Here is an 18,589-nt window from a genome sequence, read left to right on the forward strand (position 1 = left end):
GTCGGCGAGTAAAATTCGTGAGCTCCCAGCTTAGGGGACGGTCACACGTTCTCGCGCGCGAGAATTGTTTACGCCCCGTCCTGTATGTAGACGTCCTCATACGCGCTGGGCTCGTTCACCATGAGGATCATCAGCGGATACATCACCATCCGGGCGGCGGAGAGCGCCCTGCGATAGAACCCTGCGCCCTCCCAATCGGTGACCAGCGCCCACAGATTGGGCTCGTCCACCGACCGGGCCAGCCTGCCACGCTGGTAGCCCGGTTGGGTGGCGAACATGTCGAGGATCGCGTGGGCCTGCTTGACGAAGTCTTGGGACTGGGACTCTGGAACGGTGTATCTGATCACGGCGAGCACGCGACCAGCCTAGAGGGGAAGAAGGTTCACAACGGGCCCATAGGCGAGGTGTTCGTCGACGCATCCTGCGCGGGTGTGCCCGCGGGTCCCGTAGGCTCGGGGCGTGGCTGCGAAAAACAAGCGCCCGCTCCCCCAGGGTGAGCGGTTCTTCACGCCGGGCGCGACCGGGCTGCGCAAAGCCGTGGAGCAGCGGAGCGCGGTGCCGATGACCTACCTGTTCACGCAGGTGCCCCGGTGGGTGGCCCCTGTGGTGCTGGTGGTGCTGTTGCTGGCCGGGTTCGCCGTGACCAATCCGCTGGGCGGGGCGGCGGCGCTGGTCGTGCTGGCGTTCGTGGCGTGGCTGGCGTACCTGTCGTGGCCGTCCCTGGGGGTCGGCGCGAAGGTGTTGCGGGTCGCCATGATGACCTTCCTGGTGCTGCTCGCGGCGACCCGCTTCGGGCTGATCTAGGTCAACGATCCAGGTCAACGATCTAGGGCAACAGGGTGTAGTGGGGGAAGTTGCCCGGGAGGCGTTCGGTGTCCGGGCCCGCGGTCACGGCCCGGACCAGGAGGTCGCCGCCGACGAAGGCGCCGCGCCAGGACGCGCCGAGGCCGCCGAAGAGCTCCTCGCGGTCGCCCCGTGAGCGCGGCCGGTTGTGGCCGACCTTGAAGGCCCGCACCTCGGGCGCCAGCCGGTGGAAGGTCTCCTCCTCGTCGCAGGACAGGGTGGCGACGAGGGCGCCGTTGCTGGCGTTCATGGCGGCCAGCAGCTCCGCCTCCGTGTCCACCAGGACGATCGTGTCGACCGGGCCGAAGGGCTCGGCATGGTGGAGAGGGGACGAGGGCGGCGGGTTGAGGAGGGCCGTCGGGGCAAAGTAGGCGGAAATATCCTGCCCCGGAAGGAAATGTCCGGTGTCGAGTGACGCCCGATGGATCGGGACGCCGCCCCGGGCGATCGCCTCGTCCACCTGGTCGGACAGTTCCTTGGCCTTCGAGGCGTTGATCAACGGGCCGAAATCCAGCTGAGGCAGGGCGTCATCGGGGTCTTCGACGGCGAGCGGGTGCCCGAAGCGCAACGATCCGACCGCCGCCACGTAAGCCCGCAGGAACTCGTGGAACAGCGAGCGCTGCACCACGAACCGCGGGTAGGCCGTGCAGCGCTGCTTGGCGTAGTCGAACGACGCCCGGATCTGCCGCGTGAGCAGGTCCCAGTCACCGTACTGCCACACTCCCCAGCAGTTGAGCCCCTCCTGCTCCAGCACGTGCCGGCGCCCCAGGTCGGCCACCGAGCCGGCCACCTTGGCCCCGGCGCCCCTGCCGCCCACGAACGACACGCACCCCAGCGAACGACCTCCGACGAGCACCGGCGACAGCTCCGAGCCGCCCCCGCTGACCAGCGTGAACGGCAGCCCTTCCCGTACGGCGAGCGCGGAGGCGAGCGTGAGGCAGCTCAGGCCACCGTCCGTGGGGGTCTTGGCGATGACCGCGTTGCCGGCCAGCGCCTGCACGAGCATGGCGTGCATGAGCACGCTCATCGGATAGTTCCAGCTGGCGATGTTGCTGACCGGCCCGGGCAGCGGCAGGCGTCCTGCGACCATGCGGTCGATCTCCGTCACATACCACCGGACCCCGTCCAGGCAGCGGTCCACGTCGGCGCAGGCCGTCTTCCACGGCTTGCCGATCTCCCAGACCAGCAGCAGGGCCAGCAGCTCGCGGTGGGCGGCCATGGAGTCGACGGCGGCCGAGACCATGGCCTTGCGCTCGGCGAGCGGCAGGTGCCGCCAGCGCTGGTGCTCCTCGACGGCGCCGGCCACGGCCCGCCCGGCACCGGCCCGGTCGAGCCTGGGCGGTCCGGCGATGGCGGTGCCGTCCAGCGGTGAGAAACCGGGCACGGGGCGCCCGTCCCGGTGCCAGACGCCGCCCCAGTGATTGAGCACCCGGTCGTCGTGGAAGGCCTCGGGCGCCACCGCACAACAACGGTCGTACGCGTCCCGCCAGCCCGTACCCGGCTTGAGCCGCATGTACATCCCTCCTCGGTCGGAATCGGGTCGGTATCGGGTCGGAATCAGTCGGACCAGTCGGCGGTGATGAGCTCGGGCAGCGGCTCGAACTCCTTGATCGCTTCCAGCGAGGGCCCCATGGCGGCGTTGGCCTCGCGCTCGACCATCACCTCGACCAGCACCGGCAGCCGCTCCCGCGCCGCTTCGTCCGACGCCCAGGCCAGCGCGTCCCGCAGGTCCCCAGGGACCTCCACCCGCCGGGCCGGACAGCCGAACGCCTCCATGGCCTTGACGTGGTCGATGCCGCCCTCGCCGTAGTGCAGATCCACGGCGTAGTTCATGCCGTACGGGATCTCGGCCTGTCTGATCAGCCCCAGGTACTCGTTGTTGATCATGACGATGACGAACGGGATGCGGTACTGAGCCGCAACCGCGATCTCCTCCATCAGGAACTGGAAGGAGTAGTCGCCCACCACGGCCACGACCTGCCGCTCGGGATGAGCGCACTTGACGCCCATGGCCGCCGGCACCTCCCAGCCCAGCGGCCCGGCCTGACCGCACACCAGGTAGCGGCGCGGCAGGTAGGTCGTCTGGAACTGGCCGGACCAGATCTGGTAGAGCCCGATCGCGGTGACGAACGTGGTGTCCCGGTCGAAGAACTCGTTGATCTCCTTGAACACCCGCGGCGGCTTGATCGGCACGTCGTCGAAGTCGTCGCGCCGCCCCATCGTGCGGCGCAGGTCGGCGACCTTGCGCACCCACGTGCCCGGCTCTCTCCTGGCGGTACGACGGCGTGCCTCGTCCAGCAGCTCCTCCAGCACCGGCCGGGCGTGCCCGACGATCCCCAGGTCGGGCTCGAAGACCCGGCCGATCTGCGTGGGCTCGATGTCCACGTGGATGAACTTGCGGCCCCTGCGGTAGACGTCGAGGTCACCGGTGTGCCGGTCCCCGAAGCGCGCCCCCACGGCCAGGACCAGGTCGCTCTCCAGGAACGCGGCGTTGCCCCACCGCGTCTGGGTCTGGATGCCGGCCATGCCGGCGAACAGCGGGTGGTCCTCGGGAAAGGCGCCCTTGCCCATGAGCGTCACCTGCACCGGCAGCTGCAGGTGCTCGGCCAGCGCGCGCAGCTCCTCGGTCGCGTCGGCGATGATCACCCCGCCGCCGGCCAGGATGATCGGCCGCCTGGCCACCGACAGCATGTCCACCGCCGCGCTCACCGCCCTGGGCAGCGGCCTGGGCACTTCGACGGGCAGCGGCGCGTCCAGGTCCCGGTCGTACAGGCAGCTGCCGCGCTGCACGTCGATCGGCAGGTCGATGAGCACGGGCCCGGGCCGCCCGGAGCGCGCGATCCTGAACGCCTCCCTGAACACCCACGGTGCCTGGGCGGGCTCCTTGAGCTGGACCGCCCATTTGGTCACCGGCCGGGCGATCTCCACGATGTCGACCGCCTGGAACGCCTCCTGGTGCAGCTTGGAGGTCATGGCCTGGCCGGTGACGCAGATCATCGGGATCGAGTCGGCCAGGGCGGTGTAGAGGCCGGTGATCATGTTGGTGCCGGCGGGGCCGGACGTGCCGATGCAGACGCCGACGTTCCCCGTCACCCTGGCCCAGCCGTCGGCCGCGTGGGTGCCGCCTTCCTCGTGGCGTACCGTGATGTGACGGATCGAGCTGTGCTGGAGCGCGGCGTAGAGCGGCAGGATGGCCGCCCCGGGGATGCCAAAGACGGTGTCCACCCCCTCCGACTCCAGCACCGCCACCACGGCCTCCATACAGGGAATCCGATTCATCCGTTCAGCCTTTCCACGACCTTGAGCAGGGCGGAGTGGTCGAGCGAGCCGTGGCCCTGCGCCCTGGCCGCGGCCACGAGCTGGGCGACCTGCCCGGTGAGCGGCAGGCTGACTCCGGCCTCGCGGGCGGCGGCGAGCGCGATGCCCATGTCCTTGTGGTGCAGGTCGATGCGGAAGCCGGGGGCGAACTCGCGCTTGACCATGGTGTGCCGCTTGAGCTCCAGGATCCTGGAGCCGGCCAGGCCGCCCGCGAGCACGTCGAGCCCGCCGGCCGGGTCCACGCCGGACGCCTCGAGCAGCACGATCGCCTCCGACACCAGCCCGTAGATGCCGCCGACGACGAGCTGGTTGGCGGCCTTCACGGTCTGCCCGGCGCCGGCCGGGCCGACATGGACCACGGTCGTGCCGAGCGTCGACAGGATCGGCCGGGCCGCCTCGACGTCCTCGGCCGCGCCGCCGATCATGATCGAGAGCGTGCCGTCGACCGCGCCGCGCTCGCCGCCGCTGACCGGGGCGTCCACGGCCCGTACGCCGGCGGCCGCCGCCTGCCGCGCCACCCAGCGGGAGGTCTCCGGTTTGATCGTGCTCATGTCGATGTAGAGGAGGTTGGGGCGCCCGTACTCGATGACCAGCGGCGCAACCTCCTCGACCTGCGGCGAGTCGGGCAGCATGGTGATCACGACGTCCGCGCCCCCGACCGCCTCGACCACGCTCGACGCGCCCTTGCCGCCCAGGCCGGCGAGCTGGTCGACGCGCTCGGCGCTCACGTCATACCCGGTCACGGCATGTCCGGCCTTGAGGAGGTTGGCCGCCATCGGGCTGCCCATGATCCCCAAGCCGACGAACCCGATGTTCATCCCTGCCTCCAGTCGAACGCGCCCGGCCCTTCGTGCCGGTACTCCAGGCCGATGTGACCCCGATAGCCCGCGGCCTCCAGCCGCGCGAAGATCTCCGAGTACGGCATCCGCCCGCTCCCCGGCCGGCCCCGGCCGGGGTCGTCGGCGATCTGCACGTGGCCGAACCGTGCGCTGTGCCGGTCGATGAGCGTGAGCACGTCCTCGCCCATCCGGTGCAGGTGGTAGAGGTCGGCCAGGAAGGCCACGTTCTCCCGGTCCACCTCGTCGATCAGCTCGAACGCCGCCTGCGACGACGTGATCGGATATTTCGAGTTCTCGTGGGAGTTGAGGGCCTCCACCACCACGGTCGCGCCGATGCCGGCGGCCGCGTCGGCCGCCCTGCGCAGGTTCGCCGTGGCCAGGTCCCTGTCGACGTCCGGGCCGTTGCCGTACAGGGCGTTGAGCACCCCGCAGCCCAGCTCGCCGGCCAGCCGCACGGCGGCGTCGATGTTGGCCTGGAACCGGGCCGAGCCGTCCGGCCTAGCGAGCAGCCCGCGTTCCCCCGCGGCCATGTCGCCGGCGTCGAAGTTCAGCCCGACGAGCCGCACTCCGGCGTCCTCGATGGCCTGCCGCAGCGCCGCCAGCTCGGCGCCGGTCGGGTCCGGCCCGTCGAACGGCCACCACAGCTCGACGGCGTCGAACCCGTTCTTGGCCGCCGCGGCCGGCCGCTCCAGCAGCGGCAGGTCGGTGAACAGGATGGACAGGTTGACGTCAAACCTCATCACGCACCCGCCAGTGCCGACCGCATGAGCCGGGCCGTCTCCGACGGGGTGCGCCCGACCCGCACTCCGACCGCCTCCAGGGCCTCCTTCTTGGCCTGCGCGGTGCCGGACGAGCCGGACACGATCGCGCCCGCGTGCCCCATGGTCTTGCCCTCCGGCGCGGTGAATCCGGCGACGTACGCCACGACCGGCTTGGTGACGTGCTCGGCGATGTACGCCGCGGCCCGTTCCTCGGCGTCGCCGCCGATCTCGCCGATCATCACGATCGCGTCGGTGCCCGGGTCGTCCTGGAACGCCCGCAGGCAGTCGATGTGGGTGGTCCCGACGACGGGGTCGCCGCCGATGCCGACGGCGGTGGAGAAGCCGAGGTCGCGGAGCTCGTACATGAGCTGGTAAGTGAGCGTGCCGGACTTGGAGACCAGGCCGATGCGGCCGGCCGAGGTGATGTCGGCGGGGATGATCCCGGCCGAGGACTGCCCGGGGCTGATCAGGCCAGGGCAGTTGGGGCCGATGATCCTGGTACGTCCGTTCGCCAGCGCGCGGAACCGTACCGCGTCGTGGACCGGGACGCCCTCCGTGATCACCACGCACAGCGGCACACCCGCCGCCACCGCCTCCTCCACGGCGCCGCGGGTGAACCGCGGCGGCACGAAGACCACCGACACGTCCGCGCCGGTCTCTGCCACCGCCTCGGCCACGGAGCCGAACACCGGCACCGTGCGCTCGCCGAAGTCCACCGACCGCCCGCCCTTGCCCGGGGTGACCCCGGCTGCGACGTCGGTGCCGCCGGCCAGCATGCGGGCAGTGTGCCTGGTGCCCTCCGCGCCCGTCATGCCCTGCACGAGCACCCGGCTGTCCTTGGTCAGAAAGATCGCCATCTCACGCACCTGCCGCGAGTCTGGCCGCCGTCTCGGCGGCACCGTCCATGGTGGAGACCTGGCGGACGGCCGGGTGCCGGGCCTCGCTGAGAATGCGCCGCCCCACCTCGGCGTTGTTGCCGTCCAGCCGTACGACGATGGGCCGGGCGTGGCCGCGCTCGCCCAGGAGCTCGAGTGCGGTCACGATGCCGTTGGCGACGGCGTCGCAGGCGGTGATGCCGCCGAAGACGTTGACCAGCACCGAGCGCACGTCCGGGTCGGCCAGGATGATCTCCAGCCCGTCGGCCATGACCTTGGCGGACGCGCCGCCGCCGATGTCCAGGAAGTTCGCGGGCGCCGCCCCCGCCCCTGCCACCACGTCCAGGGTGCTCATGACCAGGCCCGCGCCGTTGCCGATGACGCCGACCCGGCCGTCGAGCTTGACGTAGTTCAACCCTTTGGCCCTGGCCCGGTCTTCCAAGCTGTCCGTAGGTTCGGCGTACTCCCAGGCGTGCCGGAAGTCCGCGTTGTCGTCGAAGGTCACCTTGCCGTCAAGGGCAACGATGCGCTGGTCGGTCGTGCAGATCAGCGGGTTGACCTCGACCAGCAGCGCGTCCTCAGCGACCAGCACGTGCCACAGCTTCTCCAGCACGTCGGCGGCCTGCTCGGGGAGGCCCGCCTTGGCCGCCAGCAGCCGCGCGGTGTCCGCGTCCACCCCCGTCACCGGATCGATCGCCAGTTTCACGATGGCGTCGGGGTCGGTGGCCGCCAGTTCCTCGATCTCCATGCCGCCCTGGCCCGACACCATCGCCAGGAAGCCACCTTCGGCGCGGTCCACCAGGAATGCCGCGTAATACTCCTCGAACGGCACGGTCGCCGCCTCGACCAGCACGCGGCGGGCTACGTGGCCTTTGATGTCCATCCCGAGCACGCGGGCCGCCTCCTGCTCGGCCGAGACCGGCCCCGCCGCCGGTCTGATCCCGCCCGCCTTGCCCCGTCCACCGGTCTTCACCTGGGCCTTGATGACAACGGGCGCGTTCAGCTCGGCCGCGATCTCGCGGGCCTCGGCCGGGGTGGCCGCTACTTTGCCTGCCGGGATAGGGATCCCATGACGCCCGAAGAGCTCCTTCGCCTGGTACTCGTACAGGTCCATTCGAGCCTCCTTTGTCTACGGTATACCGTATGGAGTATTCTCCGTCTAGGTCTCGACAGGGCTCGGTCTTCTGGATATTCCATACAGTATGGAGAATGCAATCAAGGACTGGCGGGGGCGCGCGTACCTCCCCGGACCCGTCCCGGCCGACCGCACCCGCATGTTCTGGCTCGCCTGGGGCGCCATGGCGGCCATCAGCCCGCTCCAGTACGGCTACGCCGCGCTTCTCACCCAGCAGGCCGCCGGCCTGACCCTCCTGGCGATCTGGATCGCCTGCCAGGCGGCGGGCGCGCTGCCCGCGCTCCACCTGGTCCGGCGGGGACGCCTCGACGTGCGTACCGCCCTGGCCACGGGCGCCGTGCTGAGCGGCATCGGCCTGGCCGCCGCCGCACGCTCGGGCGGAGACATGTCGTCGCTGCTCACAGGTGGCGTGACCGTCGCCGGTTATGCGCTGCTCGGCGGGCTCGGCGCGGGCCTGGTCTACGGGGTGTGCGGCGAGGTCGTCTCCTCCTGGTACCCGGAGCGGCCCGCCGCCCGGGTCGGGCTGATCACCGGCGCCTTCGGGTACGGGGCCGTGCCGCTGCTGATCTGGGCGGGGATCGCGCCGGGCGCGACGTCCGCCGCCTTCTTGGTCGCCGCGGTCGTCGCGGTGGCCGTCATCGGGGCGGCGGCCCGGCACCTGCGGCTCGCCCCGGCGCTGTGGTGGCCCGACGACGTGGACCCGCGCTCGCACGCGCTGGACGCGGCGCGGCTGCGCGTCACCCCCGAGGCCGCCAAGCAGTTCCTGCTGCCTCAAGCGTTGCGCACGCGGACGTTGCCGGCGCTCGCCCTCATCCTGACGTTCGCGGGCGCGGTATCGGTGTTCGACGTGATCGTGGTGGCGAGCACCGGGTCGTGGGCCGCGGTGGCGCTGTTGGTGGCGCTGAACGGCACGAGCCGGTCGCTGGCGATGCGGTACTCGGAGCTCTTCGGCCGCCGGCGGGTGCTCGCCGCCGTCCTGGGCGCCCTCGCCCTCGGCCAGGTCCTGCTGGCCGCGGGCTGGGCAGGCGGTGGGGTGCTGCTGTGGCTGGGCGTCATCGCGGCCGGGGTGGGCGGCGGGGCGTTCTACCCGCTCCTCGCGAGCCTGGTGCGCGAGTTCTTCGGCGTCGAGCGGGCCGGCGAGATCCACGCCGTCGTCTACAGCGCCAAAGCCCTCGCCGGGCTGGGGGCCGTCGCCCTCGCAGTTCTCGCGCTCACCACGCCCGTGGCCGCGCTCCTGACCGCCGCCGCGCTGGCCGCGCTGCCGGCCCTTGCCACTCCGCGCCTGCGCATTCCGGGCCTGCCCGCCACGATCCCCTTGTGACGAGGTTCACCAGCCGGGTTCACCCAGCGAACGGTATGCTGTAGGCAGTCGACGAAAAACCGTTAAACCACGCAGCCCCTGGAGACGTGACCATGTTGCTGTCGGATCAGGCCGGTCAGACGGCGGCCACCAAGATTCAGCGTCCAGCCACGCTCCGGGAGAGCGTCATCGAGGCCATTCAGGAGCTCATCGTTTCCGGCCAGCTCAAGCCCGGCCAGCACCTGGTCGAGAGCGAGCTGGCCGATCTCCTCGGCGTGTCCAGGCAGCCGGTTCGCGAGGCGCTGCAGCAGCTCAGCGGTGAGGGCTGGGTCGACCTGCACCCCGGCCAGGGCGCGTTCGTGCACGTACCCACGGTAGAGGAAGCCGACCAGCTGCTCGCGGTGCGCGGGCTGCTGGAGACCGAGTCCGCCAGGCTCGCCGCGAAACACGCCGGCGAGGACGGCGTCAAGCGGCTGCGTGCCCTGTGCGCGCGCGGCATCGCGGCGGTGCAGTCCGACGACGTCGACTCGGCCGTGGCCACCAACTCGGAGCTGCACGCCCTGGTGACCGCGCTGTCCGGCAACAGGGTGCTCGCCGAGCTGGCCAGCCAGGTGGCCAGGCGGGTGCGGTGGTACCACACCCCGGTGGCCCGCCAGCGCGGCATGGCCTCGTGGGAAGAGCACACGGCGCTGATCGACGCCATCGAGGCGGGCGACGAGCGCCGCGCCGCGAAGATCATGCGCGAGCATACCGAGCACACCCGCGTCTCCTACATGGAGCAGCGGGTGAACGAACCCGTCCAGCCCGCCCCGAAGCCGGTGCGCCGCCGCCGTCCGCGCGCCCAGCAGGCGGGATGACGGCGGGTTGATCTGGTGTTCACAGTAAACGACATGCTCCGAAACACCTCGGGTAGAGGCTGGAGCAGCACGGATGGGAGGTGCATGACCATGAAGGCGTTCATCCGCTTTCTCCTTGGTGATCCCCCGGGCCAGGCAGCAGATGGCCGGGCGATCGGCATCGGCCTGAGCGCAGCGCTCAGAAAGCACTACTCGGCCGACGACGCAGAGCGTTACCTGCGGCAGTGGGCCGCCGAACACGACGTACGCAAGACCCCGAGGCGCTGAGCCGCGGCAGGGGCCGCCATAGCACCCCCCACCGCGGCATCGTCAGCGATCTACGGAAACCGGCTCCTTCTTGGCATCGCGGGCGGACTTGATCAGGCTCAGCACCGTGGTGACGGCGAGAGTCCCGACGATGACCCCGAGAGACACCAGGATCGGGATCTCTGGCGCCCACGACACGCCGTCGTGGTGCAGCGCTTCCAGGATGAGCTTCACCCCGATGAAGGCCAGCACCACCGACAACCCCTTGCTCAGGTAGACGAGCCGGTCCAGCAGGCCGCCGATGAGGAAGAAGAGTTGCCGCAGCCCCATAAGGGCGAAGGCGTTGGCGGTGAACACCAGGTAGGGCTCCTTGGTGAGGCCGAAGATGGCCGGGATGGAGTCGAGCGCGAACAGCAGGTCCGTGGTCCCGATGGCGACCATCACGATCAGCATCGGGGTCACCATCCTGCGGCCGAGGTGCACGGTCAGCTTCGCGCCGTGGTAGGTGTCCGTGGTCGGGAGCACCCGCCGCACCGTGCGCAGGGCGATGTTCTCGGAGAACTCCGCCTCTTCCTCCTCGTGGCCGATCAGCTTCCACGCGGTGTAGACGAGGAAGGCACCGAACACGTAGAACAGCCAGTCGAACCTGGTGACCGCCTCGGCCCCGGCCGCGATGAACGCGCCCCGCATGACCAGCGCCAGGACGATGCCGATGAGCAGCACCTTCTGGCGATACTGCCGGGGCACACGGAACCGGCTCATGATCAGCAGGAAGACGAACAGGTTGTCCACGCTGAGCGAATACTCGGTGATCCAGCCGGCGAAGAACTCCCCGCCGTGCGCCGGTCCCGAGACCACCAGCAGGCCGATGCCGAACGCGACGGCCAGACCGACGTAGAACGACACCCAGCCCACGCATTCCTTGAAGGACGGCTCGCGTGGGTTGCGGGCCACCAGCCAGAAGTCGAGCGCCAGGATGAGACCGAATCCGCCGATCGTGGCCAGCCAGACCCAGACGGGCAGGTTCAACGCTTTGCTCCCTTCCTCGCGCGCAAGGCCTGGGCGTACTGCACATAGAGGCCGAGCAGCGCCTCAGCGCGCGGGTTGGCGCCCGCGCGGCGCAGCAGCCAGTACGGCATGAGCCGTTCGTGCATCCAGACGAAGCCGATGGCGAATCCGAGTGCCACCATCGCCTGGTAGGCGAGGAAGCCGAACACACCATCGGCCATGCCGACCCCGGCCACGCTCTCCTGGAGAAGCCGGGACAGGGGGAAGGCCGCCATCCAGTAGAGGCCGGCGGGCCCGAAGGTGCCGGGCCGGAACACGCCGTGGCCGAGCAGCACGCCGTACAGCCCGCCGAAGACGGCGAGCGGCACGGCGAGCGCCAGCGCGGACAGCGTGGCCACACCGGTGGGCACCCCTGCGAACAGGGTCAGCCCACCGGCCATGGCACCGGCGACGGCTCCGATGGACGCCCCTGGCAGGGCGAGCTCGAGGCTGTGCCGTCCGTCCATCAGCCCACGACCACGCCGAAGGCGAACAGGCTGTAGAACAGCATCCCGAGGTAGAACACCGCACCGAACCCGATGATCACGTTGGTCCACCACTTCGGCCTGATCGGTTTGGGCAACATGCGGTTGTTCACCAGGAGCAGCGTCACGCAGTACGCGCCCATCGCGAACGTCGACAGGAACGCCAGCGTGTCCAGGATCCCGCTGGGCCCGTCAGCCGGCCCGAAGAGCAGGATCAGGATGCCGAATATGATCACGCCCCAGAGGAAGCCCGCGTACAAGTGCGACATACGCAGCTTCTTCGCCCCTGGCACGAAGTTGTAGGTCATATCGGCCTGGCCCCGCGAGAAGGAGTCGAAGAGCCCCAGCGTCGCGTTCAGGCCGATCAGCGCGATGAACCCAAGGAAGACCACGCCGAGCACGGAGCTGCCGGCCGAGGAGACGGCGTTGGCCATGGCGGTGAGCGCCACCTCCCGGTCGTCGCCCCGGATGACGTCGCGCACGCCCGGGTCGATCCGCACCGCCGACTGGGCGATCACCGTGAAGGAGATCGTGACCAGCATGGTGATGCCCCAGAACAGCAGCAACGCGTCGAACGTGACCCAGCGCCGCCAGCCCTTCCACTTGGCCATCTCGGCCGGGTCCTCGGTGTCGAACATGAACCCGCGCGCGGGCATCGCCTCTTGCTCGCCCGCGTGCCGCAGCCCGCGCACCTTGGGCATATGCGCGCCCATGCCGGCCCCGGAGTCACGCAGGTGCAGCGTGTACCACATCTGCTGCATGCCCGAAGGACCGGCGAACGCGCACGCCCCCACGATCACCGGGAACCAGGCCGCCGACATGGCCTCCGCCGGCAGGTAGCCGATGGCGAACATCCCGGTGATGGTGGTGGCCACGTCGCCCCAGGAGCCGACCATGGCCGCCACCACCGCGGTGCCGAGCACGAGTGCGCCGATGAGCAGCGACAACACGTTCTCCAGCACGTTGTAGATCACCTTGGCCAGGCTGAAGACCACGCCGACCAGGATGAGTCCGATGACCGCGGTCACCACCCAGGGGATCCCGGTTATCTCCTCGAATGCCGCCGCGCCCGCCGACAGGTGTCCTGGCCAGATGTAGACGGCGATCGCGACGACGAAGAAGAACCACATCAGCGGCTTGAACACCCGGGCCGCGCCGGAGAAGATGCTCTCCCCCGTGGCCATGGCGTAGCGCGCCATCTCCAGCATGACCACGGCCTGCAGGGTCACGCCGATGAGGAACAGCCACCTGATCTCGGGCCCGAACAGCAGCACCAGTCTGGGCCACATGTACGACTCGCCCATGCCCACGCCCAGCGCGACGAGGAAGACCGTCGGCCCGAGAATGTGCACCGAGGGTGGTGCGTCCGGGAGCTTTCTGATGGGCATCGGCTCAAGCCGGCCCGCTTTCCATACTCGTTGATCCTCAACCGGCGGCGTGGCAGTCGCCGGCGGTGTGTTCGATGTGTCCACCTACGGACCTCCTGGGGGGTTGTTACTTCCTCGTGCGCCCCGAATAGCCCCCTATTGCCTGATCAGCTGCGCTTGGCTCTAGCGCAGCAGTCCGGCAGCCCTGGCCCAGCGGTACTTGGCACCGAGGACCGCCACGGGCTTCTCCGTCGTGTACGGGTACGCGACCACGCCATGCTCGAACAGGTACTCGCTGGCCTCCTCAACCTCGGTGTCGCCGGCCAGTGACGCCACGACCGGCTTGACGTTGCCCTTCTCCCGCTCCTCCTTCACCACCCGGGCGATCAGCTCGGCGAACACCATCGGCGGCGTCACGATCGTGTGCCAGTAGCCCAGGACCAGCGCGTGGATGCGCTCGTCGGCCAGGCCAAGGCGGACCGTGTTCTCGTACGTCGAGGGCGGTTCGCCGCCGGTGATGTCGATGGGGTTGCCGGCCGCGCCGAACGGCGGGATGTAGGCGCGGAAGGCGGTGTCCAGGTCGGGCGGGATGTCCATGAGCGTCAGCCCGGCGTCCACGATGGCGTCGGACAGCAGCACTCCCGAGCCGCCCGCCCCGGTGATGATGACGACGTTCTCGCCCTTGGGCGCCGGCAGGATCGGCAGCGCTCGGGCGTACTCCAGCATGTCGTTGAGCCCGGGCGCCCGCACCACGCCGGCTTGGCGCAGGATGTCGTCGTACACCTTGTCGTCGCCGGCCAGTGCGCCCGTGTGGGATCCGGCCGCCCGCGCACCCATCGCGGTGCGTCCGGCCTTGAGCACGATGACCGGCTTCTCCTTGACCACCCGGCGGGCCGCCTCGACGAAGCCACGGCCGTCCTTGAGGTCCTCCAGGTGCATGGCGACGGCCTTGGTGTTGTCGTCCTGCTCGAAGAAGGTCAGCAGGTCGTCCTCGTCCACGTCGGCCTTGTTGCCGACGCCGACGATGGCCGAGACGCCCATCTTGGTGGTGCGGCTGAAGCCCAGGATGGCCATGCCGATGCCGCCGCTCTGCGAGGTCAGCGCCACGCTGCCCCGGACGTCGTACGGGGTGCAGAACGTCGCGCAGAGGTTCTCCGGCGTGTAGTAGTAGCCGTAGATGTTCGGGCCGAGCATGCGCACGCCGTGCCGTTTGGCGATCTCCACGATCTCCTTCTGGCCCTCGATGTTCCCGGTCTCGGCGAACCCGGACGGGATCATGATGGCGCCGGCCACGCCCTTCTCCCCCACCTCCTCCAGTGCCGCCGCGACGAACTTCGCGGGGATCGCGAACACGGCCACGTCCACGTCCCCCGGCACGTCGGAGACGCTCTTGTACGCGGGCAGCCCCATGATCTCGTCGGCCTTGGGGTTGATCGGGAAGATCTGCCCCTTGTAGCCGCCGTTGATGAGGTTCCGCATGACCGAGTTGCCGATCTTGCCGGATTCGGCGGACGCGCCGATCACGGCGACCGAGCGCGGCTTGAAGATCCGCGTCATCTGCCGGAGGATCTCCTCGCGCGACAGCCGGGCGACCTCGGCCGGCTTCTCGCCGATGAGGATGCGCACGTCGGCGGCGACCGCGCCGTTCGCGTCGGCGAAGACCGGGTTGAGGTCCACCTCGACGATCTCGGGGAAGTCGCTCACCAGCCTGCCGACGCGCTCGATGAGCCCCGCGAGCGCCTCCCGGTTCGCGGGCTCGGCACCACGGGCACCACGCAGCACCTCTGCCGCTCTGATGTCGTCGAGCATCCCAAGGGCATCATTACCCGAAAGCGGGGCAAGTCTGAAGGTCACGTCCTTAAGTACTTCAACCAGGACACCGCCCAGGCCGAACGCGACGACCTTGCCGAAGGTCGGGTCGGTGACGGCGCCGACGATGACCTCATGGCCGCCGCCGACCAGCTGCTGCACCTGGATGCCGTCGATTTTGGCGTCGGGGTTGTAGGTGCGGGCGTTGGCCAGGATCGTGTCGTAGCCCTCGCGCACTTCCTGGGCGGTCTTCAGTCCGACCATCACACCGCCGGCGTCCGTCTTGTGCAGGATGTCGGGCGAGACGATCTTCAGGACGACCGGGAACCCGATCTGCTCCGCGATCTCCACCGCCCCGGCCGCCGACGTGGCCAGCCCTTCACCGGGGGTGGCGATGCCGTAGGCCTCGCAGATCAGCCGTCCCTCAGGGGCGGTCAGGGCCGTCCGGCCCTCGGCGAGCGACTTGTCCAGTACTTCCCTGGCTGCGCCTATGGTCGCGCTCCCTACGGGCCCGCCCTGGTTACGCAAGCTGCCGCTGTCGGCCCCTACTCGCTGCTCCGACACCTAAATGACTCCGTTCGTCTTGAGTTCGGAAAGTTCGTCCGCACTCACGCCGAGCTCGCCGTAGATCTCCAGGTTGTGCTCGCCGAGCAGAGGCGGGGTGCGGACGTCGACCGGCGAGTCCGACAGCTGCAGCGGGCTGCCGACCGTCACGAACTCGCCGCGCTCGGGGTGGTCGACCGTGACGACGATGCCCTCGTCGCGCAGCGACGCGTCCTCCACCAGCTCCTTGGTCGACAGGATCGGCCCGCACGGGATGTTCTCGGCGTTGAGCCGGTCCAGGACCGTCCACTTGTCGTGGCGGATCGTCCACTCCTCGATGAGCTGGAACATCTTGTCCAGCTTCGCCAGCCGTGCGTCCGGCGTCGCCCACTCGGGGTCGTCGGCCAGCTCGGGGCGGCCGATGATGGACGAGATCGGCTTCCAGCCGACCGGCTGGACGATCACGTAGATGTAGTCGTTCGGGCCGCCGGGCGCGCAGCGCACCGCCCAGCCCGGCTGGCCGCCGCCGCTGGCATTGCCGGAGCGGGGCACGTCGTCGCCGAAGGTCCTGTTCGGGTATTCGCGCAGCGGGCCGTGCGCCAGCCGCTGCTGGTCCCGGAGCTTGACCCGGCACAGGTTCAGCACGGCGTGCTGCATGGCCACCTGCACCCGCTGCCCGCGGCCGGTCTGCTCGCGCTGATAGAGGGCGGCCAGGATGCCGGCGACCGCGTGAATGCCGGTGCCCGAGTCGCCGATCTGGGCGCCGGTGGCCAGCGGCGGGCCCTCCTCGAAGCCGGTGGTGCTCATCGAGCCGCCCATCGCCTGCGCGATCACCTCGTACGCCTTGAACTTGGCGTACCGGCCCTGGCCGAAGCCCTTGATCGAGGCGTAGATGAGGCGGGGATTGAGCTCCTGCAGGCGCTCCCAGGGGAAGCCCATGCGGTCCACCGCACCCGGGCCGAAGTTCTCCACCAGGATGTCGGCGGTCATCAGCAGCTCGGTGAAGATCTGCTTGCCGCGCTCGCTCTTCATGTTGAGCGTGATGCTGCGCTTGTTGCAGTTGAGCATCGTGAAGTAGAGGCTGTCGACTTCGGGCACGTCACGCAGCTGCTGCCGGGTGATGTCACCGGTCGGCGCCTCCAGCTTGACCACGTCCGCGCCCAGCCAGGCGAGCAGCTGGGTGGCGGACGGGCCGGACTGGACGTGGGTCATGTCGAGGACGCGGACACCGTCCAAAGCCTTGGGCATCTTCATTCTCCCTGGCGGAACGCGACTGGACGCATACGGCTTGTGAGCTTCTTCGCGGCTTGATATGGCGATCCAGGCCGCTGGGTCGGCGGTGACAGCGCGTGGAGACCTAGCCGATGGGCAGTCTGTGAAGCGCGAACCCCCGGATACTGGTTACTCGGTACGACGGGAGGCATCTTCCGCATTCGTGTGGAGGAGGAGATCATTTGTACATGGTCTGGTTCATGGTTCCGGGGGCGTAGACCTCCGGATCCACCCAGACGTTGATGAGCGAGGGCTTGCCCGACTCCCTGGCCCGCTCGAGCGCGGGGCGGATCTCGGCCGGGTCGCGCACCTCCTCGCCGTAGCCGCCGAGGAGCTTGGCGAAGTCGCCATAGCGGATGTCGCCGAGGGTGTTGCCGACGCGGGCGCGGTCCTCGCCGTACTTGGCGGCCTGGCCGTACCTGATCTGGTTCATGGACGAGTTGTTGCCGATGACGCCGATGAACGGCAGGTCGAAGCGGACCATGGTCTCGAAGTCCCAGCCGGTCAGGCTGAAGGCGCCGTCGCCGAACAGGCACAGCACCTCCTTGTCGCGCCGCGCCTGCTTGGCGGCCATCGCGAAGGCCATGCCGACGCCGAGCGTGCCGAGCGGGCCCGGGTCCATCCAGTGGCCGGGCGACTTGGGCTGGACCACCTGGCCCGAGAAGGTGACGATGTCGCCACCGTCACCGATGTAGATGGTGTCCTCGGTGAGGAACTCGTTGATCTCGTGCACGAGCCGGTACGGGTCGATCGGCTGGGCGCCGGAGAGCTGGCGGGGCAGCCGCTTCTCGTACGCCTGCGTCTCGACGGCACGCAGCTCGTCCATCCATGCCTTGCGCTTGGCGGTGGCATCCACGATGCGGCCGCTGGCGGCCTGGGCCGCGGCGGCGAGGATGAGGCCGGCGTCGCCGACGATCCCCAGGTCGATGTCGCGGTTCTTGCCGACGGTGCGGTAGTCGAGGTCGATCTGCACGACGGTCGCGGTCGGCGAGAGCCGCTTGCCATAGCCCATCCGGAAGTCGAACGGGGTGCCCACGATGATGATCAGGTCGGCCTCGGTGAAGGCGTACCTGCGGCTGAGCTGGAAATGGTGCGGGTCGCCCGGCGGCAGCGTGCCGCGGCCCGAGCCGTTCATGTACGCGGGCACGTTCAGAGCCCGGACGAAGTCGATCGCGGCGTCGGTGGCCCGGCACGTCCACACCTGGCTCCCGAGCAGGATGCACGGCTTCTCGGCGTGCGCGAGGAGGTCGGCCAGCCGCTCGATCGCCTCGGGGTCGCCCTGCTGGCGGGTGGAGGCCCGGTAGTGCCCCGCCTTGGGGATACGTGCCTTCTCCACAGGGACCTTCGCGTCGAGCACGTCGCGCGGGATCTCCAGGAAGGAGGGGCCGGGCGCGCCGTGGTAGCACTCGCGGAAGGCCATGGACACGATGTCCGCCACCCGCTCCGTGCTGGGCACCGTGGCGGCGAACTTGGTGATCGGGGTCATCATGTCCACGTGCGGGAGGTCCTGGAGTGAGCCCATCTTGTGCTGGCTCAGCGCGCCCTGGCCGCCGATGAGCAACATCGGGCTCTCCGCGCGGAAAGCGTTGGCCACGCCGGTTACCGCGTCGGTCGTGCCGGGTCCTGCGGTGACGACCGCGCAACCGGGCTTGCCGGTGATGCGGGCGTACCCGTCGGCGGCGTGCGCGGCCACCTGCTCATGGCGTACGTCGATGACCTCGATGCCCTCATCGACGCAGCCGTCGTAGATATCGATGATGTGGCCGCCACAGAGCGTGTAGATCACGTCCACGCCCTCGGCTTTGAGTGCCTTGGCTACGAGATGACCGCCAGAGATCGTTTCCGACATTGTGCCACCTTTCCGGCGTCTGTCTTCCGCATACTGCATACCG

17 protein-coding genes are annotated in these 18,589 nt (G+C 69.6%); 4 read left to right on the top strand and 13 right to left on the bottom strand.

Translation table 11 applies throughout. The features are described 5' to 3' along the window. Positions 1-68: 68 nt before the first annotated feature. Positions 69-356, bottom strand: a complete 288-nt coding sequence (locus ACTWPT_RS13310) for an antibiotic biosynthesis monooxygenase family protein (RefSeq protein ID WP_443177634.1) — start codon at positions 354-356, stop codon at positions 69-71. Positions 357-459: 103 nt separating this feature from the next. Between ACTWPT_RS13310 and ACTWPT_RS13315 the strand changes: the two genes are divergently transcribed. After that, complete coding sequence (locus ACTWPT_RS13315) at positions 460-804, top strand: DUF6703 family protein (protein ID WP_443177635.1); 345 nt, start codon at positions 460-462, stop codon at positions 802-804. Between the two features lie 22 nt (positions 805-826). Here the strand turns inward: ACTWPT_RS13315 and ACTWPT_RS13320 are convergent, their stop codons facing one another. The 6 genes from ACTWPT_RS13320 to sucC are packed head-to-tail and all read right to left on the bottom strand — an operon-like array spanning position 827 to position 7,750. Next, complete coding sequence (locus ACTWPT_RS13320) at positions 827-2,362, bottom strand: aldehyde dehydrogenase family protein (RefSeq protein ID WP_443177636.1); 1,536 nt, start codon at positions 2,360-2,362, stop codon at positions 827-829. 38 nt (positions 2,363-2,400) lie between these two features. After that, on the bottom strand, positions 2,401-4,122 hold the full coding sequence (gcl, locus tag ACTWPT_RS13325; RefSeq protein WP_443177637.1) for a glyoxylate carboligase: 1,722 nt from the start codon (positions 4,120-4,122) through the stop codon (positions 2,401-2,403). Beyond that, on the bottom strand, positions 4,119-4,979 hold the full coding sequence (locus tag ACTWPT_RS13330) for an NAD(P)-dependent oxidoreductase (RefSeq protein ID WP_443177638.1): 861 nt from the start codon (positions 4,977-4,979) through the stop codon (positions 4,119-4,121). Before ACTWPT_RS13330 ends, gcl begins: the two co-directional genes overlap by 4 nt. Continuing rightward, complete coding sequence (locus tag ACTWPT_RS13335) at positions 4,976-5,740, bottom strand: hydroxypyruvate isomerase family protein (RefSeq protein WP_443177639.1); 765 nt, start codon at positions 5,738-5,740, stop codon at positions 4,976-4,978. The genes ACTWPT_RS13330 and ACTWPT_RS13335 overlap by 4 nt, the downstream gene beginning before the upstream one ends. Beyond that, positions 5,740-6,618, bottom strand: coding sequence for a succinate--CoA ligase subunit alpha (gene sucD / locus ACTWPT_RS13340; RefSeq protein WP_443177640.1), 879 nt, complete (start codon positions 6,616-6,618; stop codon positions 5,740-5,742). The genes ACTWPT_RS13335 and sucD overlap by 1 nt, the downstream gene beginning before the upstream one ends. A 1-nt stretch (position 6,619) precedes the next feature. Then, positions 6,620-7,750 carry an ADP-forming succinate--CoA ligase subunit beta gene (gene sucC / locus ACTWPT_RS13345; RefSeq protein WP_443177641.1) on the bottom strand — a complete coding sequence of 377 codons (1,131 nt, stop codon included), beginning with the start codon at positions 7,748-7,750 and terminating at the stop codon, positions 6,620-6,622. A gap of 88 nt (positions 7,751-7,838) precedes the next feature. On the opposite strand from sucC, the gene ACTWPT_RS13350 reads away from it, so the two are divergent. From ACTWPT_RS13350 to ACTWPT_RS13360, 3 genes are all read left to right on the top strand, one after another. Then, a complete protein-coding gene (locus ACTWPT_RS13350) occupies positions 7,839-9,092 on the top strand; it encodes an MFS transporter (protein WP_443177642.1) in 1,254 nt (417 codons plus the stop codon). 92 nt (positions 9,093-9,184) lie between these two features. Then, on the top strand, positions 9,185-9,928 hold the full coding sequence (locus ACTWPT_RS13355; protein ID WP_443177643.1) for a GntR family transcriptional regulator: 744 nt from the start codon (positions 9,185-9,187) through the stop codon (positions 9,926-9,928). Between the two features lie 90 nt (positions 9,929-10,018). Further along, on the top strand, positions 10,019-10,195 hold the full coding sequence (locus ACTWPT_RS13360; protein ID WP_443177644.1) for a hypothetical protein: 177 nt from the start codon (positions 10,019-10,021) through the stop codon (positions 10,193-10,195). A gap of 42 nt (positions 10,196-10,237) precedes the next feature. Here ACTWPT_RS13360 and ACTWPT_RS13365 read toward each other — a convergent pair whose 3' ends face one another. The 6 genes from ACTWPT_RS13365 to ACTWPT_RS13390 all read right to left on the bottom strand — a co-directional run bounded on the left by ACTWPT_RS13365 (position 10,238) and on the right by ACTWPT_RS13390 (position 18,546). Next, entirely contained in the window at positions 10,238-11,203 is a 966-nt protein-coding gene (locus tag ACTWPT_RS13365; RefSeq protein ID WP_443177645.1) for a TerC family protein, read from the bottom strand. Further along, complete coding sequence (locus tag ACTWPT_RS13370; RefSeq protein WP_443177646.1) at positions 11,200-11,688, bottom strand: hypothetical protein; 489 nt, start codon at positions 11,686-11,688, stop codon at positions 11,200-11,202. The genes ACTWPT_RS13365 and ACTWPT_RS13370 overlap by 4 nt, the downstream gene beginning before the upstream one ends. Beyond that, entirely contained in the window at positions 11,688-13,094 is a 1,407-nt protein-coding gene (locus ACTWPT_RS13375) for an Nramp family divalent metal transporter (RefSeq protein ID WP_443177647.1), read from the bottom strand. The genes ACTWPT_RS13370 and ACTWPT_RS13375 overlap by 1 nt, the downstream gene beginning before the upstream one ends. Positions 13,095-13,256: 162 nt before the next feature. Then, positions 13,257-15,374 carry an acetate--CoA ligase family protein gene (locus ACTWPT_RS13380; protein WP_443177685.1) on the bottom strand — a complete coding sequence of 706 codons (2,118 nt, stop codon included), beginning with the start codon at positions 15,372-15,374 and terminating at the stop codon, positions 13,257-13,259. A gap of 72 nt (positions 15,375-15,446) precedes the next feature. Then, a complete protein-coding gene (gene frc / locus ACTWPT_RS13385; protein ID WP_443177648.1) occupies positions 15,447-16,673 on the bottom strand; it encodes a formyl-CoA transferase in 1,227 nt (408 codons plus the stop codon). Between the two features lie 202 nt (positions 16,674-16,875). After that, positions 16,876-18,546, bottom strand: coding sequence for a thiamine pyrophosphate-binding protein (locus ACTWPT_RS13390; RefSeq protein ID WP_443177649.1), 1,671 nt, complete (start codon positions 18,544-18,546; stop codon positions 16,876-16,878). Positions 18,547-18,589 lie beyond the last annotated feature (43 nt).

Origin of the sequence: Nonomuraea sp. 3N208 (genome assembly GCF_052245935.1) — a bacterium.
Classification (GTDB): Bacteria; Actinomycetota; Actinomycetes; order Streptosporangiales; family Streptosporangiaceae; genus Nonomuraea.

Coding starts and splice junctions, on each gene's coding strand:
- ACTWPT_RS13320 (WP_443177636.1), bottom strand. CDS start 2,362: ATGTACATGCGGCTCAAGCCGGGTACGGGCTGGCGGGACGCGTACGAC.
- gcl (WP_443177637.1), bottom strand. CDS start 4,122: ATGAATCGGATTCCCTGTATGGAGGCCGTGGTGGCGGTGCTGGAGTCG.
- ACTWPT_RS13330 (WP_443177638.1), bottom strand. CDS start 4,979: ATGAACATCGGGTTCGTCGGCTTGGGGATCATGGGCAGCCCGATGGCG.
- ACTWPT_RS13335 (WP_443177639.1), bottom strand. CDS start 5,740: ATGAGGTTTGACGTCAACCTGTCCATCCTGTTCACCGACCTGCCGCTG.
- sucD (WP_443177640.1), bottom strand. CDS start 6,618: ATGGCGATCTTTCTGACCAAGGACAGCCGGGTGCTCGTGCAGGGCATG.
- sucC (WP_443177641.1), bottom strand. CDS start 7,750: ATGGACCTGTACGAGTACCAGGCGAAGGAGCTCTTCGGGCGTCATGGG.
- ACTWPT_RS13350 (WP_443177642.1), top strand. CDS start 7,839: ATGGAGAATGCAATCAAGGACTGGCGGGGGCGCGCGTACCTCCCCGGA.
- ACTWPT_RS13355 (WP_443177643.1), top strand. CDS start 9,185: ATGTTGCTGTCGGATCAGGCCGGTCAGACGGCGGCCACCAAGATTCAG.
- ACTWPT_RS13360 (WP_443177644.1), top strand. CDS start 10,019: ATGAAGGCGTTCATCCGCTTTCTCCTTGGTGATCCCCCGGGCCAGGCA.
- ACTWPT_RS13370 (WP_443177646.1), bottom strand. CDS start 11,688: ATGGACGGACGGCACAGCCTCGAGCTCGCCCTGCCAGGGGCGTCCATC.
- ACTWPT_RS13375 (WP_443177647.1), bottom strand. CDS start 13,094: ATGCCCATCAGAAAGCTCCCGGACGCACCACCCTCGGTGCACATTCTC.
- frc (WP_443177648.1), bottom strand. CDS start 16,673: ATGCCCAAGGCTTTGGACGGTGTCCGCGTCCTCGACATGACCCACGTC.
- ACTWPT_RS13390 (WP_443177649.1), bottom strand. CDS start 18,546: ATGTCGGAAACGATCTCTGGCGGTCATCTCGTAGCCAAGGCACTCAAA.